The organism is Winogradskya consettensis (assembly GCF_018332715.1).
GTDB lineage: Bacteria > Actinomycetota > Actinomycetes > Mycobacteriales > Micromonosporaceae > Actinoplanes > Actinoplanes consettensis.
In genome coordinates, this window is the sequence record NZ_BOQP01000017.1 from 225,144 (window position 1) to 241,834 (window position 16,691).

At 71.2% G+C, this 16,691-nt stretch carries 16 protein-coding genes; 9 read left to right on the plus strand and 7 right to left on the minus strand.

Features of this window, described 5'->3' with window-relative positions; all coding sequences use genetic code 11:
- Nucleotides 1–103 precede the first annotated feature (103 nt).
- Entirely contained in the window at nucleotides 104–1,378 is a 1,275-nt protein-coding gene (locus tag Aco04nite_RS18180; RefSeq protein WP_212998410.1) for a helix-turn-helix domain-containing protein, read from the plus strand.
- A gap of 8 nt (nucleotides 1,379–1,386) precedes the next feature.
- Here Aco04nite_RS18180 and Aco04nite_RS18185 read toward each other — a convergent pair whose 3' ends face one another.
- Nucleotides 1,387–2,691 carry a radical SAM/SPASM domain-containing protein gene (locus Aco04nite_RS18185; RefSeq protein ID WP_244876085.1) on the minus strand — a complete coding sequence of 435 codons (1,305 nt, stop codon included), beginning with the start codon at nucleotides 2,689–2,691 and terminating at the stop codon, nucleotides 1,387–1,389.
- Nucleotides 2,692–2,716: 25 nt separating this feature from the next.
- The gene (locus Aco04nite_RS18190) at nucleotides 2,717–2,905 is read right to left on the minus strand and encodes a hypothetical protein (protein WP_212998411.1); all 189 of its coding nucleotides are present in this window, start codon (nucleotides 2,903–2,905) and stop codon (nucleotides 2,717–2,719) included.
- A gap of 163 nt (nucleotides 2,906–3,068) precedes the next feature.
- On the opposite strand from Aco04nite_RS18190, the gene Aco04nite_RS18195 reads away from it, so the two are divergent.
- From Aco04nite_RS18195 to Aco04nite_RS18205, 3 genes are all read left to right on the plus strand, one after another.
- A complete protein-coding gene (locus Aco04nite_RS18195) occupies nucleotides 3,069–3,704 on the plus strand; it encodes a winged helix-turn-helix domain-containing protein (RefSeq protein WP_212998412.1) in 636 nt (211 codons plus the stop codon).
- A 69-nt stretch (nucleotides 3,705–3,773) separates the two neighbouring features.
- Entirely contained in the window at nucleotides 3,774–4,802 is a 1,029-nt protein-coding gene (locus tag Aco04nite_RS18200) for an LLM class flavin-dependent oxidoreductase (RefSeq protein ID WP_212998413.1), read from the plus strand.
- A 35-nt stretch (nucleotides 4,803–4,837) separates the two neighbouring features.
- Nucleotides 4,838–5,866, plus strand: coding sequence for an LLM class flavin-dependent oxidoreductase (locus tag Aco04nite_RS18205; protein ID WP_244876086.1), 1,029 nt, complete (start codon nucleotides 4,838–4,840; stop codon nucleotides 5,864–5,866).
- Here the strand turns inward: Aco04nite_RS18205 and Aco04nite_RS18210 are convergent.
- Nucleotides 5,853–6,473: a TetR/AcrR family transcriptional regulator gene (locus Aco04nite_RS18210; protein WP_212998414.1), complete on the minus strand. Its 621-nt coding sequence runs from the start codon at nucleotides 6,471–6,473 to the stop codon at nucleotides 5,853–5,855. The two genes, Aco04nite_RS18205 and Aco04nite_RS18210, sit on opposite strands and share 14 nt — an antisense overlap.
- Nucleotides 6,474–6,551: 78 nt before the next feature.
- Here Aco04nite_RS18210 and Aco04nite_RS18215 point away from each other — a divergent pair, with 78 nt between their 5' ends.
- The 3 genes from Aco04nite_RS18215 to Aco04nite_RS18225 all read left to right on the plus strand — a co-directional run bounded on the left by Aco04nite_RS18215 (nucleotide 6,552) and on the right by Aco04nite_RS18225 (nucleotide 9,626).
- Nucleotides 6,552–8,105: a tetratricopeptide repeat-containing diguanylate cyclase gene (locus Aco04nite_RS18215; RefSeq protein ID WP_212998415.1), complete on the plus strand. Its 1,554-nt coding sequence runs from the start codon at nucleotides 6,552–6,554 to the stop codon at nucleotides 8,103–8,105.
- 197 nt (nucleotides 8,106–8,302) lie between these two features.
- On the plus strand, nucleotides 8,303–8,860 hold the full coding sequence (locus Aco04nite_RS18220) for an NADPH-dependent F420 reductase (RefSeq protein WP_212998416.1): 558 nt from the start codon (nucleotides 8,303–8,305) through the stop codon (nucleotides 8,858–8,860).
- Nucleotides 8,861–8,894: 34 nt separating this feature from the next.
- The gene (locus Aco04nite_RS18225; protein ID WP_212998417.1) at nucleotides 8,895–9,626 is read left to right on the plus strand and encodes a DUF899 domain-containing protein; all 732 of its coding nucleotides are present in this window, start codon (nucleotides 8,895–8,897) and stop codon (nucleotides 9,624–9,626) included.
- On the opposite strand, the gene Aco04nite_RS18230 is transcribed toward Aco04nite_RS18225, so the two are convergent.
- From Aco04nite_RS18230 to Aco04nite_RS18245, 4 genes are all read right to left on the minus strand, one after another.
- Nucleotides 9,613–10,395, minus strand: coding sequence for a peptidase (locus tag Aco04nite_RS18230; RefSeq protein ID WP_212998418.1), 783 nt, complete (start codon nucleotides 10,393–10,395; stop codon nucleotides 9,613–9,615). The genes Aco04nite_RS18225 and Aco04nite_RS18230 overlap by 14 nt on opposite strands.
- Before the next feature lies 1 nt (nucleotide 10,396).
- Nucleotides 10,397–11,680 carry a VWA domain-containing protein gene (locus Aco04nite_RS18235; RefSeq protein WP_212998419.1) on the minus strand — a complete coding sequence of 428 codons (1,284 nt, stop codon included), beginning with the start codon at nucleotides 11,678–11,680 and terminating at the stop codon, nucleotides 10,397–10,399.
- Nucleotides 11,677–12,270 (minus strand): hypothetical protein, encoded by a 594-nt coding sequence (locus tag Aco04nite_RS18240; RefSeq protein ID WP_212998420.1) that lies wholly within the window; start codon nucleotides 12,268–12,270, stop codon nucleotides 11,677–11,679. The genes Aco04nite_RS18235 and Aco04nite_RS18240 overlap by 4 nt, the downstream gene beginning before the upstream one ends.
- 77 nt (nucleotides 12,271–12,347) lie before the next feature.
- Nucleotides 12,348–12,986, minus strand: coding sequence for a TetR/AcrR family transcriptional regulator (locus Aco04nite_RS18245; RefSeq protein ID WP_244876087.1), 639 nt, complete (start codon nucleotides 12,984–12,986; stop codon nucleotides 12,348–12,350).
- Nucleotides 12,987–13,109: 123 nt separating this feature from the next.
- Here Aco04nite_RS18245 and Aco04nite_RS18250 point away from each other — a divergent pair, with 123 nt between their 5' ends.
- Together Aco04nite_RS18250 and Aco04nite_RS18255 are read left to right on the plus strand one after the other, a co-directional pair.
- The gene (locus tag Aco04nite_RS18250) at nucleotides 13,110–14,780 is read left to right on the plus strand and encodes a flippase-like domain-containing protein (protein ID WP_212998421.1); all 1,671 of its coding nucleotides are present in this window, start codon (nucleotides 13,110–13,112) and stop codon (nucleotides 14,778–14,780) included.
- A gap of 77 nt (nucleotides 14,781–14,857) precedes the next feature.
- Entirely contained in the window at nucleotides 14,858–16,375 is a 1,518-nt protein-coding gene (locus Aco04nite_RS18255; RefSeq protein ID WP_212998422.1) for an MFS transporter, read from the plus strand.
- The last annotated feature ends 316 nt before the right edge of the window (nucleotides 16,376–16,691 follow it).

Here is a 16,691-nt window from a genome sequence, read left to right on the forward strand (position 1 = left end):
TAATTGTGCACAACCTAACGGGACCGAACAGCCGGGTTGACACTCCGTTCGGACGTCCAAGATAATTTGGATGTTCCTGAAGATTAGATCGAGCGGGGGCAGCGTGACGACTCCCATCCCTTTCCCGGAACTCCTGCGCCACCATCGGGTGCGGGCCGGCCTGACCCAGCGGGCCCTCGCCGACCTCTCCACGGTCAGCCCCCGGGCGATCCGCGACCTCGAGGCCGGCCGGGCCAACGCCCGCACCCAGACGATCCACCTGCTCGCCGACGGCCTGCACCTACAGGGCGCTATGCGCGACCTGTTCGTGACGGCCAGCCTGACCAGGCGTCCCACCGGCCCGTTCGACAACGGCTGCTGCACCGCCGCGCCCACGGCCCCCGACGCGCTGATCGGGCGGGAGGGCGAGGTCCTCGACCTGCTCGAGGTGCTCGCCTCCGGGCGGCGGATGATCGCGCTCTCCGGGCTGCCCGGGGTAGGCAAGACCCGGCTGGCCGCCGAGGTCTCGACGCGCGCCGGGGCCCGGCACGACTGGCCGGTGCTCTGGATCGGCACCGACATGGGGACGCTGCACCGGCACGGCACCGCGTACGGTCCGCTGCTGCGGTCGCTGAAGTCCCTGACCGAGAGCGACGCCGACGACGAAACCCGGGACGCGGTCGGGCAGGTGCGTCAGCTGATCGGCCGGCACGAGGCCCTGCTCGTCCTCGACGGGCTCGCCGAGGCCACGATGCCGCTGCTCGTGCGGGAGCTGCTCGCCCAGTGCCCCGGCCTGCGGGTGATCACCACGTCCCGGCGGCCGTGGCACGTCGCGGGCGCGCACCCGGCGGTCGTCGCGCCGCTGCCCACGCCGTCGATGAGAACAGAAGCGCCGGCCGAGCTGGCGGGCGTACCCTCCGTGCGGTTGTTCGTGGAACGCCTGGCGCAGGCCCGGCCGGGTTTCGGGCTGAGCACGGCGAACGCCCTGGCCGCGGCCGAGATCTGCCGGCGGCTCGACGGGCTGCCGCTCGCCCTGGAGGTCGTCGCGGAGCGAGGCCGGGTGCTCAGTCCGCAGCAGCTCGCCGAGGTGACCCCCGCGGACCTGCTCGACCTCGCCGTCCCGGCCCGCCCCGACCGCCAGGCCCTGACCATCGGCGCCGTGGTCGGCGCCAGCCTCGCGCGGCTGGGCAAGTGGCACCACACGATCCTGCGCGAACTGGCCGGCACCGCGAGGCCGGGCACGGTGACCGATGTCGTGCGCGCCCTGGGGCACGGGCTCGACGAGGTCGCCGCCGGGCTCGACGTACTCATCGGCTGCGGGCTGGTCCGAGCCTCGCACAGCGAGGTGAGCACCGAGCTGCGGGTGCCCAACCTGGTCCGGACCCTGGTCCTGCGATGACGCGGACCTCAGCCGACGGGGGTGTAACCGGCGGTCAGAGCGTAGAGATCGAGACGGTCGCGGACGTTGTCCCGCAGCGACGGGCAGGGCGGTTTGCCCTCCCGCCAGAGTTTGGGGCACGCGCCGCCGCACACCGGCAGGATCGCGCACCCGCGGCACGCTGTCGCACCGGCGTCGAGGGTGTCGTACCAGTCGTCGAAGGCCCCCGGTGGCCGCAGCTCGTCAGCAGCCAGGCTTCCGACGTGCCCGAGGTCCTCGTCGCGATGGCCGGGCACGAGCGACTGCTCGGTGCAGCTGTAGACGCGCCCGTCGGCGCCGACCACCTCGCTGTGCCGCGACGTCGCGGCGCAGACCACCCGGCGCGGGGCCGCCGGCAGCAACCGGAACCGCAGCCCGTGGCGCTGGTAGGCGAGGAACCACGCCATCTCGGCCGCCGCCAGGTCCGCGCGCGGCACGGCCACGTCGCTGACGTCGTTGCCCCACGAGTGCACCGGCGCCGGGTAGCAGGCGACCCGGTCGTGGGCGAGCCCGGCGGCTGCCAGCTCCGCGGCGAACGGTTCGGCCAGGGCCGCGTTGTGCACGCCGATGTTGGTACGCACGGTGAAGTGCAGCCCGTCCAGCTCGGGGTCCCGCAACGCCGCGCCGATGACCCCGATAATCTTGTGGAACGAGCCGGCGCCGCTCTTCAACGGCCGCGACGCGTCGTGCACCTCGGCCGGGCCGTCGAGGGTGACCTCGACGGAGCTGATCCGCGCGTCCCGGTGCAGCGCCCGGAGCTTGCGCGCGTCCAGCAGCGACCCGTTGGTGACGATCTTCGCGGCATACCCGACGCCGGCCTCGTCGGCGGCGGCGGTGAAGCGGCGGGACAGGTCGAGCAGCACGGCATAGCCCATCAGCGGCTCGCCGCCGAACCAGCGGACGTTGAGCGTGTCGTACCGGCCGCCGCGGGCCGCCCGGGCGACGCGTTCCGCCAGCGCGGCGCGGTGGTCCCGCGAGACCGTGACCCGCTCGTGGGTCTGCCCGCAGTAGCCGCAGCCCATGTTGCAGTAGGCGCTCGGCATCACCACGAAGTCGCGGGTCCGGCGGTCGCGGGCCGCCACCCGGGAGGCCTCGATGACCTCGGCCGCCTCGTCGTGGTCCACTTCGACCAGTAGCCCCGATTGCGCCAGGCGGGCGTCGTCCCCCTCGGCGACGCCCGCTTCCAGGCGCTGCGCGGTGGCCAGGTCGACCAGGTAGACCTTCGCCGTCGCGGTGTTCAGGACCGGGCGCACGACCCGGCCCGAGGGATGGCGGAAGGCGTTCCGGCCGACCACCGCATACCTGCTGGGTCGCAGGCGGTCAGTTCTCGGCACAGCCGGCGTTGACGGTCTCGGTGAACGCGGAGTGCAGGGTCGTGGTGGCCTGGGTGATCTCCTCCATGAAGACGTGCGCCTCGTGGTGGAGCACGCCGGCGGCGGCACTGAGCTGGGTGCCCGCCTGTTCGGCCAGTTCAGCCGCGTGCTGCAGAAGCCAGGAATCGATCAGCATGGGTGCACCCCTGAATCCGCTGGAGAAACAGATCATCGTGGAACGTCCAAGTTTTGCTAGATGATCTAGCTAAGTCAAGCGTCGTATTTCGGCGGTTCATTCGAGGGGATTTGGATATCGCGACTATGCTCCGAGACGTCACCGTTTGAAGGGAAATACATCGATGACCGCCGAACCCCGCGTCGTCCGCGACGTGGAGACGCTCAAGGCCCTCGCCGATCCGGCACGCCTGGCGATCGTGGAGCTGATGATGGCCGACCGGGCCCGCTCCTGGACGGCCAAGGAGCTGGCCACCGCGATCGTGATGCCGCCGAAGAAGCTCTACTACCACCTCGGCCTGCTCGAACAGCGCGGCCTGCTCGAGATCCGCAGCACCCAGGTGGTCAACGGCATCATCGAGAAGCACTACGGCACCGCCCAGGCGAGCATCGTCTTCCAGCGCGGCAGCGCCGGCGAGCCGGTCGAGGAGATGGGCGCGCTGGTCAGCACGTTCCTCGACGAGGTGAAAGGCACGATCATGACGGGCCTGCGCTCGGGCCGGGCCGCGCTCGACCGGGACGCCCCCGACGCCGAGCGCATCGTCGTCAGCTACACGTCCGCCGGCATGGCACCGGAGCAGGCCGGCCGGTTCCGCGAGGCGCTGCTGGAGGTCGTCGAGCAGTTCAGCGCCGCCACGACTCCCGGGCAGCCCTCGTTCGACCTGCTCATCGCAATTGCCCCGCGGACAGAGTCGATCGCCCCGCAGACGGAGTCGAACGCCTCGCAGACGGAGTCGATCGCCCCGCAGATCGAACCGTAGGGCACGTTCCTGGGCGTCCTAGGAGGATAGGTTGGGAATGCCGGGGTCCTGACGGGGGTTGGGGCCTGCGTGAAGAAGAAGATCGGGTTCCTGTCGTTCGGCCACTGGCGTGACGTCAACGGGTCACAGACCCGCAGCGGCGGCGACGCGCTGCTGCAGACCATCGACCTGGCCGTGGCCGCCGAGGAGCTCGGCGTCGACGGCGCGTTCGTGCGCGTGCACCACTTCGAGCGCCAACTGGCCTCGCCGTTCCCGCTGCTCGCCGCGATCGGCGCGCGGACCAGCCGGATCGAGATCGGCACCGGCGTGATCGACATGCGCTACGAGAATCCCCTCTACATGGCCGAGGAAGCCGCCGCCGCCGACCTGATCAGCGGCGGGCGCCTGCAGCTGGGCGTGAGCCGCGGATCCCCCGAGACCGCGCTGCGCGGCGCCGAGTCGTTCGGCTACGTCCCGGCCGAGGGTTCGACCGCCGGCGACGATGCCCGCAACAAGACCGAGATCTTCCTCGCCGCGATCGACGGTGCCGCGGTCGCCCGCACCGACCCGGCCCGCACCGGCGGCGTCAGCGGCGGGCTCGCCGTCACGCCGCAGTCCCCCGGCCTGCGCGACCGGATCTGGTGGGGCGCCGGCACCCGCGCCACCGCGCAGTGGGCCGCCGGGATCGGCGTCAACCTGCAGAGCTCGACGCTGCTGAGCGAGGACACCGGCGTACCGTTCGACCGCCTCCAGGCCGAGCAGATCGAGCTGTTCCGCCAGGCCTGGAAGGAAGCCGGCCACACCCGCGAGGCCCGCGTGTCGATCTCCCGCAGCGTGCTGCCGATCACCGAGGACATCGACCGCATCTACTTCGGCAACCAGGAGCAGGACGAGGACCAGGTCGGGCTGCTCGAGGGCGTCCGCTCCCGCTTCGGCCGAACGTACGCCGGGGAGCCCGACCGTATCGCGGCAGAGCTCGCCGCCGACGAGGCGGTCCAGGCCGCCGACACGATCCTGTTCACGGTGCCCAACCAGCTCGGCGTCGAGTACAACGCCCGGATCCTCGAAACGCTGACCAAGCACATCGCGCCCGCGATCGGCTGGTCCCCCGCCCGCTGATCACGAGTTTTCCGCGAGCGGGCAGAATCGGGGGCGTGCCGACGCCTTCATCACCGCTGCGGAAAATGGGCTTTCTGACGATCGGGCTGTTCGACGGGGCCGATCCCGGGCCGGGTCACGAGTCGACGCTGGCGATCATCCAGCTGGGTGAGCAGCTCGGGTTCGACAGTGCCTGGCTGCGCCACCGCCACCTGCAGTTCGGGATCTCGTCGCCGATCGCGGTGCTCGCCGCCGCGTCGCAGCGCACGAGCCGCATCGAGCTCGGCACGGCGGTCACCCCGCTGGGCTGGGAGAACCCGCTGCGGCTCGCCGAGGACCTCGCGACCGTCGACATCCTGACCGGCGGGCGGCTCAACCCGGGCATCAGCGTGGGGCCGCCGATGAACTGGGAGCACGTCCGCGACGCGCTCTACCCGGACACCGCCGGCACGGAGGACCTCACCTACGGGCGGGTCGAGCGGCTGCTGAGCTTTGTCGCCGGGGAGAAGGCCAGTGACCTCAGCGGGGCGCAGGGCGTCGTCGAGGTCTTCTCCGACCGGGTCGAGCCGCACGCCGCCGGGCTGCGGGAGCGCATGTGGTACGGCGGGGCCAGCCTGCGCTCGGCGACGTGGGCCGGCGAGCACCGGATGAACTTCCTGACCAGCAGCGTCATCCAGGCGGAGGGGTCGGAGGACTTCGCGCAGAACCAGCTCGCGCAGGTGCGGGCGTTCCGCGCGGCGCACCCCGGCGGCGAGGACGCCCGGGTGTCGCAGGGGCTCGTCGTGATCCCCACCGACAGTGCCACCGACGAACAGAAAGCGCGCTATTCGGCGTACGTGGAAAAGCGTCTTCCCCGCACCGCGACCACGCACGGACCTCGGCGGATGATGTTCGCGCCCGACCTGATCGGCTCGTCGGAGCAGATCGCCGAGCAGCTCTACGCGCACGCCGCGTTCCGGGAGATCCACGAGGTGGCGTTCGCGCTGCCGTTCAGTTTCGAGCACGCCGATTACGTGCAGATCCTGACCGACATGGCCACGAAGCTCGGGCCCGCGCTCGGCTGGAAGCCCGTCACAGTTTCCTGAGGCGCATCTTCAGGGCTCGGCGTGCCACCGGCCCGAGGTCGTCGACGACCTCGGCGAGGACGGCGAGCTGCTCCAGTGCGGTGAAAGCCTGGGCAGCGCCGTCCGGATCGACACCCTCGAACAGCTCCAGGCCGACGAACGCCGCCGACACCGCCTGCGCCAGGCCCGCCGGGTCGGCCAGCATGCCCAGCGGCGAGCCGTCCAGCAACCGGCGCAGCACCGTCTCGATCTCCGCGGTCCAGAGGGCCAGGGCCGCTCCCGTCGAGGCGGCGAGGCGCTCGTCGGTCTGCGCCCCGGCGAGCAACTGCCCGAGGACCGCGACGTTGCCGTCCGTCTTCTCCCGCTCGTGCAGCGCGCGGCCGACATCGAGCAGCTCACGCAGGTTGCTCACGGCGGCGAAGCGCTCCCGGTAGACCGCCACGCGGGTCTCGGTCTCGCTCCTGCACGCGACCGAGAGCAACTCGTCGACCGTGCCGAAGTGGTAGAAGACGAGCGCCTGGTTGACCCCCGCGGCGGCGGCGATGGTACGTGCCGAGACACCCGCGATGCCGTGCTCGCGCACCGCGGCCAGGGCGCCCTCGATCAACTTCTGCTGAGTAGCGGACACGACCCTCTTCCCGTTGAGCGTACGCTCAAATCGTAGCGGAAGGCTCACCTTCCCGAAAAGCCGACCGACGTTAGAACCGTGGAGAATCTGCCGGCTGTCGTCTCGCCCTATGGCGCGTACGCCGGCCTCGGCCTGCACATCCACGACCTGACCATCCGCGGGCACCACGGCGAGACGCTGATCGCCGCCGACGCGGCCGAGGGTGCGCTGCGCATCCTCGGCGACGGCCGGACCTACCGGGTCAGCCGCCTCGGGCGCATGTACGCCCTCAGCGCCCTCGGCCGCCCCGACGAGGCCCTGCGCATCGGCGAGGAGCTGGTCGCCGACACCGGCCCGTCCACCGGCCCGCGCACCACCGACGCCAAGATCCTCGCCGACACCGCCCGGATGCTGATCCAGGTCGGGCGGATGGACGAGGGCCTGCACTACGTGGCCCGGGCGATGGCGATGCTCGACGTCGTGCCCCGCAAGAGCCTGCGCTACTTCTCCGCGATGGCGTCGCTCGCCGACGCCGCCCGCGAGGCCGAGCTGTTCGAGCTGGCCGAGGTGGCCATGCTGCAGGCCATCAACGCCTTCGAGGAACCGAACGACATCTACCGCTCCGGCGCCGAGCTGCAGTACGCGGAGTTCCTGCTCGAATGGGCGTTACGCCTCGAGCAGGTGCAGCGTGAGGAGGAGGCCGCGGTCATCCTCGGCAAGAGCGTTACCATCCTGACCTACTGGTCGGACCGCGGCACCGACGCCCCCATCGGCGAGGCGCTGCTCGCGCTCGGCTACGCCAAGCAGGGCCGGCTCACCGCTGCCCAGGAACTCGTCGACGAGCACCTGATGCCCATGCGCGCCGGCGGCCACAACCACGAGACGCGTGCCCTGCACATGGCGCACGGCCTGGTGCTGCGCGCGGCCGGGGACCTCCGGGCCGCCCGGCGCGAGTTCCTGGCCGGCGACGAGCTGTGCGTCCTGCCCGCCCAGCGGCTCAACTTCCAGTTCGAGCTGGCCGTCACCGCCGCGATGCAGTCCCCCGGCGAGGCGAGCAGCACGATGCTGGGGGCGCTGCACGCGCACATCCGGATGCTGTGGCAGCTGCGGCTGGACCGGCGCACGATGCTGCACCAGTCGTACAAGCGGGTGGAGCTGGAGGCGGCCCGCAAGAGCGCCGACCGGCAGGCCACCTCAGACGCACTCACCGGGCTCGGCAACCGCCGGATGTTCGACAGCCGCATGTCGTCGATGTCGGGCGCGGGCGCACTGCTGCTCATCGACGTGGACCGGTTCAAGGCCATCAACGACGAGTTCTCCCACGGCGTCGGCGACCGCGTCCTCGGCGAGATCGCCGCCGTCCTGCGGGCGCACTGCCGCCACGACGAGGTGGCGATCCGCTTCGGCGGCGACGAGTTCGCGCTGTTCCTGTCCACCGGCGAGCTGGAATCCCGCCAGGTCGCCGAGCGGATCCGGCAGGTCATCCTCTCCCGCGACTGGTCCACGATCGCCCCCGGCCTGCGCGTCACCCTGAGCATGGGCCTGGCCACCTGCCGCCCCGGCGAGACCGGCGACGACCTCTACACCCGCGCCGACGCCAACCTCTACGCGGCCAAACGCGGTGGCCGCAACCGCCTCGCCGCCGCGGCCTGATGACCTGGTACGCCGTCCGGGCCCGCCCAGGCCTTCCTGATCGGCGACTACCCGCTCGCCGAGGACACCGAACTGTTCGCCCTGGCCCGCAGCAGCCCCTGTGCTCGCAGGACTACGACACCCGCTTCTTCCACACGGGCAACGAGATCACCTGATTCGCCCACGGCGACCGAAGATCAGCAGGCATTCTGTGGACTATGCGGATCGGGGTCATCGCGGGGCAGGGCGAGATCGGCGGGGCGCTCGCGCAATGGTGGACGCAGGCCGGGCACGAGGTGGTCGCCAGCATCGGGGACGCGGGTGCCACCGTGCAGGAGGCGGCGGTGTTCGGGGACGCGGTGCTGTTCGCGCCGGAGTGGGGTGCGGCGCACGACGCTCTCGACCTGGCCGGTGGTGCGCTCGCGGGGAAGCCCGTGCTGGACGCGACCGAGCCGCCGCCGAGCGAGAGCGGCCTCGAGCAGCTGGCCCTGTGGTCGCCGGACGCTCACTGGGTGAAGGCGCTGAACACGCTGCCCGTCTCGGTGCTCGACGCGCGGCGCGGCCGGGACCCGATGCTCGCGGAGTTCCTGTGCACCGACTTCGCCGACGCCCGGGCGACGGCGTCGCAGCTCGTACGCGATCTCGGGCTCGCGCCGATGTTCGCGGGCGGCGCCGACCGGGCGTGGATCACCGAGACCGGGCCGCTGCACATGCGCGAGGTCGACATCAGGGACGCCACCGCGTACCTGGCCGCCGCGCTCGACGGGACGCGCTGACGCCGATCGTCCCGTTCCGGGGTTAAAATCCGGTATGACGCTTCCGCAGATCGTCGACCGTGAGGTTTGGCTGGCCGCCCGGGTGGAGCTGCTCGGCCGGGAGAAAGAGATGACCCGGCGGATCGACGCGCTCAACGCGGACCGCCGGCGGCTCCCGATGGTACGCGTGAACGAGCCCTACGAATTCCACGGCGCCCACGGACCGGCCCGGCTGGCGGACCTGTTCGACGGGCGCCGGCAACTCATCGTGCAGCACGTCATGTTCGACCCGTCCTGGGACGACGCGTGCCCCAGCTGCACCGCCGGGGTCGACGAGCTCTCCCCCGGCCTGATCGAGCACCTCAACGCCCGCGACACCTCGTTCGCGCTGATCTCGCGCGCGCCGCAGCCGAAGCTCGCCGGCTACCAGGCCCGCAAGGGCTGGACGATCCCGTGGTACTCGTCGCACGGCACGAACTTCAACCTCGACTACGGCGTGACCATGGACCCGGCCGACGAGGATCCGCCGATCTACAACTACCAGCCGCTGCCGTGGGCCGTCGAGCCCGGCACCACCCAGGAACAGCCCGGCATGAGCTGCTTCCTGAAGGTGGACGACGCGGTGTTCCACACGTATTCGACGTTCGGGCGCGGGGTGGATCACCTCGGCGGGGCGTACGGTTTCCTCGATCTCACCGCCCTGGGCCGCCAGGAGGAGTGGGAGGAGCCGAAGGGCCGCGCGTCCTCCGCACGGCCCTCCGTCCCCAACTTCGTTACGCCGTCCTGACCTTGCGGCGGCGGGTCCAGGAAAACCCGATCAGGCCGGTGACCGCGGCAAGGACGCCGCCGCCCACGGTCCAGACCCAGCGGGACGAGAAGTCCGGCACCCAGTCGAAGGTGCCGCCGTCCTCGTCGTCCACCGGCGCCGCCGACGGGGCAGTGCCCCCGGTCAGCACGCTGCCCGGCCGATTGTTCGCCACCAGCGGCGCGGCGAGCACACCCTGGTCGGCGCCGGTGTCACCCTTCGGCGCGGCGAGCAGCAGGTCCACCTTCAGCGGCAGGCCCAGATCCTTCTCCGGCAGCTCGGTGCTCGACAGCCGCACGTAGTACGTGCCCGGCAGCGGGTCACCGTCCCACGGCTCCGCCCACGACCGGACCTGGCGCAGCTGACAGCGCAACGCGATCTGCGTCGCGCTCGCGTCGGCCAGGGGGCTCTGCTCCCCGGCCACGCAGGCCTGCCGGCGGCGCAGCCCGTCGAAGACCTCGATGGTCCAGGCCTGTCCGCCGGTACGGTCCCCGGCCGGGGGCAGCGCCACCGTCGCGGTCACGTCGGGCCGCTGCCCGGCCTCCGCGCCGAACGACCAGTACAGATAGTCACCGGTGACCGCGTCGACGTGCACCTGCTGACCCGGCGTCACCGCGACGGCTGTCAGGAACGAGGTCCCGGCGCTGCTCACCCCGGGAGCGGGGGACGGCACCGCGGCCGCGCTCTGTCCGGTCGCACCGATAAAGATGGCGCCGAGCGCCGCCGTGATCAGAACATGTCGGGTACGCATCTCAGTTGTCCCTCCAGGTCGCAACCCACCAGCGGGTCAGCCAGCCGGCCAGTACCCCGGCGACGAGCCCCGCCAGCCCGAGCACGAGCAGCAGCAACCAGCCCCGCCCGAGCCCCGGAGCGTCCGGCGTGTGCGAGGCGTCCACGACGTCGATGCTCAGCTCGAGGGGCATACCGGGAGCGCTCGCCGCGGTGTTCGACGCGAACGAGTTGCTCACGATGAGACACACATCGGTGGTCACTTTTTGTTCGCCGTCATCAGCGTCGTCGCTCGCCTGCGGCGAGGGCTCCTCATCACCCGACCAGCGCAGCCCGGCGGAGAGCACGTCGGCCCGCCCACTGCCCGCGTCGCTCCCCCGGACCAGCTCCCGGCCGTCGGCCGTCGCCGCTTTCATCAGTACGCCGTAATCCCGCGAAACCTGCCGGTCCAGCGCGACACTCACCGAGGCCCGCAATTCCTGACCCGACTGCACGGGTACGCGGTAATACCGGTGCTCCCCGATCTTCTCCCGATCGGTGTAGACCCCAGGCGCGAGCAACGGCGCACTCTGGCAGTCCTCAGCCCCGGTCACCGCCGCGGGAGCCACGGGCGGCGGCACAGCGGCCCGGTCCACGAGCTGCTTGACCCGGTCGGTCAGCTCCTCCTGGCTCTGCGCCGCGGTGAACGTCCCCCCGGTCGCGGTGGAGATGCAGACCAGCTGCTTACGCGTCTTCTCATCGGGCGCCAGCCCCAGCGTGTCAACAACCAGCTTCGTCCCCTGCGCGGCGAGCTCCCTGGCCACGGCGCAAGGATCTGGCGGCGTACACGTATCCTCGCCATCAGTGATCAGAACGATCCGCCGCACGGACCCGGAGTCCCCCAGATCCTTGGCGGCCTCCCGCAACGCGAGCCCGACCGGCGTGAACCCGGTCGGCTTGAGCCCCGCGATCGCATCCTTGGCAGCGTTCCGGTCAACCGGCCCGACCTCGACGATCTGCTGGGTGTCCTTGCACCCCGTCTTCTTGTTGTCCCCGGGATAGGTCGCCCCCAGCACCCGGATCCCGAGATACGTCGTCTCCGGCAGCGCGTCGACCACCTCGTTGAAGGCCCGCTTCGCCACGGCGATCCGGGTCTCCCCATCGATGTCAGCCGCCCGCATCGACCCGCTGACATCGAGCACCAGCTCTACGCGAGGCGGTTCGGCCTGCTCACCGGGCTCTCTCGCCTGCGCCGGCCCCGCACCGAGAAGACTAGATAAACCGATCAATCCGGTTATACCCACTATGGACAGTCTTTTGTGGATCACGCGGCAAGATCATAAGGGTACCGGCCCCACCCCACCGACCCGGCCCGGGGTCCGGTCATCCGACGGCCATTACGGCCCGATTCCCCCTCAGGAGCCCCGCCCCCGGGCGGCACGATCAGAGTGTGAATGACACCGTGGCAAGCCCCATCCGCCCTTCCTGCCGATCGGGGAGGACCATACCGGCAAGGTCCTTTGTCTGGATCTGCGAGACGGTCCCCACCACGGCTACATCGCCATTCGATGTCGGCCTCGCCGTCGTTGACGTGGTCGAGTTCGTGGCCCCAGAGCTCGTCGCCGTCGAGGCCGAGGATGGCCTGCTGGAGGTGGACGTACATGGCGTCGGTGGAGGCGGCGGGCAGGCCCTGCAGCGCGAGGTTGCGGAGGGTCGCGATCTCCTCGGCGTACCTGGTCCGCTCGTCGTCGCTTGCGTCCACCGCGATGAAGCCGGCCGTGGCCAGGAATCTTTCGCGGTCGTCGGCGGCGAGGGAGGCGCAGGTGCGGGCCAGCCAGGGCAGGAGGTCCGCGGACGGGTCGGGGCCGATCCGGGCCCAGGCCGTGGCGGGGTCCAGGTTGTCCGGGGGGATCGTCACTGCGCGATGGTAGGCCTCCTCCTTCTCGAGGGTGGGGAGGACCAGGTCGGCGGCGCGGCTGATGACTTCGCGGGACTCTACGAGGTGCGATCCTTTGCGCACAGCGCGTTTACCAGATCGGCGAGTGGGGCGGCGAGGTCCTGTTCGGTGGCGCCGGCGAGGGGCTGCAGGCCCAGGGAGCCGCGCATCAGGATGATGCCCAGGGCCGCGGACAGTACGATCTGGGCGCGCAACAAGGCGGAGCCGTCGTCGTGGCCGGCGGCGGCGGAGGCCATGCGTTCGCTGATCGTGCGGAGGACGCCGAGGCGCATGTCCTCGGCGTGCTGGTCGCCTGAGGAGCGCAGCAGCAGCAGGAAACGCTCGGGCAGGCGGTCCTCCCGGTCCGGGCCGGCGATCTTGTGGGCCAGGGCGGCCGCGATCCGGTCGAGCGGGGTGTCGTCGGAGTCGCGTCTGACCTCGGTGACCGCCTCGGCCAGGCACGCCTCGAACAGGCCTTCCTTGGACGTGAAGTAGCGGCTGATCAGGGCCACGTTGACGCCCGCGTCGTCGGCGATGTCGCGGACCGTGGTGGTGGCGTACCCGTTGCGGGCGAAACGGCCCGTTGCCACCGCGAGCAGCTGGGCCCGGGTGCGTTCCGCGTCGCGGGGGCGGCGGGTTCCGGGGATCGTGGCACGACCTGGGGCGACGGGCATGACCGGGCCTGGAGCTGTGCCCATGTGGCTGCCCTCCCGTCATGGCGATGTGATGGTCCGCTCACCTGCTGGTAACCGTTCGCCGGGGCGGCGCATGATGAGCGTCGCATAAGTCAGCGGGTGTTTACTAGTAGTCGGGGGCGCGGAGTGTCAGCACTCAGGGAGGTCACCGGGCGGCGGTGGCCGGCCTGGCTCGGTGAGCTCGGTCTGGTCGCGGCGCTCTTCCTGGCCTACAAGGCGGGCCGCATCCTCACCGCCGGTCACGCCGACGTGGCGACGGCGAACGCGGCGAAGGTGTGGCACCTGGAACGGCTGCTGCATCTGCCGAGCGAGCTCGCGGTGCAGAACGCGCTCGTGGACTGGCACTGGTTGCTGCTCGCGGCGAACCACTACTACGCGTACGTGCACTTCCCCGCGACCGCCGTGACGCTGATCTGGCTGTACATGCGACGGCCGGGGCTCTATCTGCGTACCCGTCGGATTCTCGCTCTTCTCACCGCGACGGCCTTCGCCGCGCAGATGTGGTTCCCGCTCGCCCCGCCGCGGCTCACGCCGGGCACCGGCCTGCTCGACACCGGCACGCTGTACGGCCCGGCCGTCTACGGCCCGCCGGACACCGACGCGCTCAGCAACCAGTACGCCGCCATGCCCTCGCTGCACGTCGGGTGGGCGGTGGTCGTCGCCGGTGCGCTGTTCGCGGCGACCCGCAACCGGTGGCGGTGGCTCTGGTTCGCGCACCCGCTGATCACCCTGCTCGTGGTGGTGGGCACCGGCAACCACTACTGGCTGGACGCGATCGTGGCGGTCGCCCTGCTGGCCCTGGTCGCCATCCCCGTCCTCGGCCTCGGCACCCTGCGGCAGGCGGTCGCTGCCACCCGCCCCCAGACACGCAGGTACGCGCTGCGCGTCCTCGCCGTAGCCGTCGCCGGGGTCGCCGTGGTGGTGGCGATGCGCGGGCGCGTCCCGGATCCGGGCGACGTCATCGCCGTCCTGGCCGACGCCGATGTGCGCTGGCTGGCCGTGGCGGTGCTCGTGCAGTTCCTCTCACAGGTGGCCTTCGCGCGGCAGCAGCGCGCCCTGCTGACGGCCCTCGACGTCGTCATCTCCCGGGGCTCCGCGCTGGCCATCACCTACACCCGCTCGGCGATCAGCATGGTGCTGCCGGCCGGGGCGGCGATGTCCGCGGCATTCGCGCTGCGGCAGTACCGGCGGCGCGGCGCGAGCGTCTCCGTGGCGGCGACCGTGATGGTGCTGTCCGGGCTCGCCTCGATCATCGGGCTGGCGGTGCTCTACGCGGGCACCGCGGGGCTGCACACGATCCTGGTGCTCGCCCTCGCGGCGGCCACCCTGACCGGGCTTTTCGTACTGTTGCGGGGGCGGTCGTTCGCGTGGCAGCCCACGTGGCGCTGGGCCGGCCGGGCACTCGACCAGCTGCGCGGCATCATCGCCGAGGCGCGGTCGGTGCGGGCCCGGCACTGGGCGGTGACGATCACCTACGCCGTACTCAACTGGCTCGCCGATCTCTGCTGCCTGATCGCCGTCGCGCACGCCTGCGGGCTGCCGCTGAGCGCGTTCCAGCTGGCCACCGCCTATCTGGCCGTGCAGGTCGTGCGGCAGATCCCCGTGACGCCCGGTGGTATCGGGCTGATCGAGGCCAGTCTGCTCGCCGGCCTGGTGGCGGCGGGTGCGCCGTACGCGAGCGCCACCGCCGTCGTGCTCGGTTACCGGCTCATCTCGTTCTGGCTCGTGCTGCCGGCGGGGCTGCTCGCGTACCTGCGCCTGAACCGGACGGCCGACCCGGCGGTAGTCGCGGTGTGACGTAAACGGATGTTGACTTACGCCGCCCTGACCCGATAATAAGTAAGCACACGTTTACTTCTATCTTCGGGGACGTCATGACCCAGACCATCGAGGAGCCCGGCGCTCCCGGCTCCACCGGCACCGGCACGGACGGGGGAAGCGGCTCCAGCGGCACGATGCTGGTGCTCTACCTGTCGCTCGGTGGCCTCGCGTTCGCCGTGCTCCAGTCGCTGGTCGCCCCCGCCCTGGGCACCATCGGCCGCGACCTCGGGGCGTCGACCAGCGACGCCAGCTGGGTGATCACGGCGTACCTGCTCTCCGCCTCGGTGCTCACGCCGATCCTGGGCCGCCTCGGCGACATGGCCGGCAAGCGCAAGGTCCTCATCGGGGTCCTGATCGCGCTCGCCGCGGGCACCCTGCTCGCCGCCCTCGCCCCCAACCTCGCGGTGCTGATCGTCGCCCGCGCGCTGCAGGGCGCCGCCGGTGCCATCCTGCCGCTGTCGATCGGCATGATCCGCGACGAGCTGCCCCGCGAGAAGGTCAGCGTCACCGTCGGCCTCATCTCCGCGATCTTCGGCATCGGCGCCGGCATCGGCATCGTCGCGGCCGGCCCGATCGTCGAGCACCTCTCCTGGCACTGGCTGTTCTGGCTGCCGCTCGTCCTGGTCGTCATCGCCCTGGTGGGTGCGATCTTCGGCATGAAGGAGTCCCCGGTACGCACCCCGGGCCGCCTCGACTACCTCGGCGCGGGCATCCTGTCGGTGGCGCTGGTGACCCTGCTGCTCGCCATCAGCAAGGGCCAGTCGTGGGGCTGGGGCGACCCGAAGACCATCGGCCTGCTCGCCGTCGGCGTCATCGCGCTGGCCGTCTTCATCCCGGTCGAGTTCAAGGTCGCCGAGCCGCTCATCGACATGCACCTGATGAAGCTGCGCGGCGTGTGGGCCACCGACCTGGTCGCCCTGATCCTCGGCTTCGCGATGTTCGGCACGTTCGTCCTGGTCCCGACGCTGCTCCAGCTGCCCGCCGCGACCGGTTACGGCTTCGGCAAGTCGGTGTCGCAGGCCGGGCTGTTCCTCCTGCCGACCGTCGTCATGATGGTCGTCTTCGGCCCGATCGCCGGCATCCTCAACCGTAAGTACGGCCCCAAGCTCCCGATGTTCCTCGGCACGGCCCTGGTCACCGCCGCGTTCATCCTGCCCGCCCTCGCCCACGGCGCGATCTGGCAGGTCCTCGCCTCGGGCGTCCTCACCGGCGCCGGCATCGGCTTCGCGTTCGCCGCCATGAGCAACGCCATCATCGAAGCGGTCCCCGCCAGCCAGACCGGCGAGGCCACCAGCGTCAACACGATCGCCCGCACCATCGGCAGCAGCATCGGCACAGCCGTCATCGCCGCGGTCATCACCTCCCACGCCGACGCCCGCGGCCTGCCCAGCGACGACGCCTTCACCATCGGCTTCTGGGTCTGCGCCGCGGTTGCGGTCCTGGGCATCGGCGCCGCCCTCGCCCTGCCGTCCGCCCGCCGCCGCCACGAGCAGGCCGTCGCCACCGGCGTCTCGGACGTCCCGCCGGAGCCGGAGGAGCTGCACCTCCCGCACGCCTCCCACAAGGCCTGACCGCCACAAGGCCTGACCGGTCGCACCGCCTGACCGGTCGCACGGCCTGACCGGTCGCACGGCCTGACCGGTCGCACCGCCTGGCTGTCGCACCGCCTGACCGCCGGACGGCACGGCTTCGCACGGCGATTTAGGTTGTGCACAATTAAATTGTGCACAACCTAACGCACTAACGAGAACGGCTCCGCCACATCTCTTCGATGTGGCGGGGCCGTTCTTATGCTTGCCTACCTGCGCTTTCAGGCGCAGCGCTCGCGGGTCAGACCTTGCGCCCCCGCGTGAGGCCTCACGCGCGGGTCAGACCTCACGCGGGTCA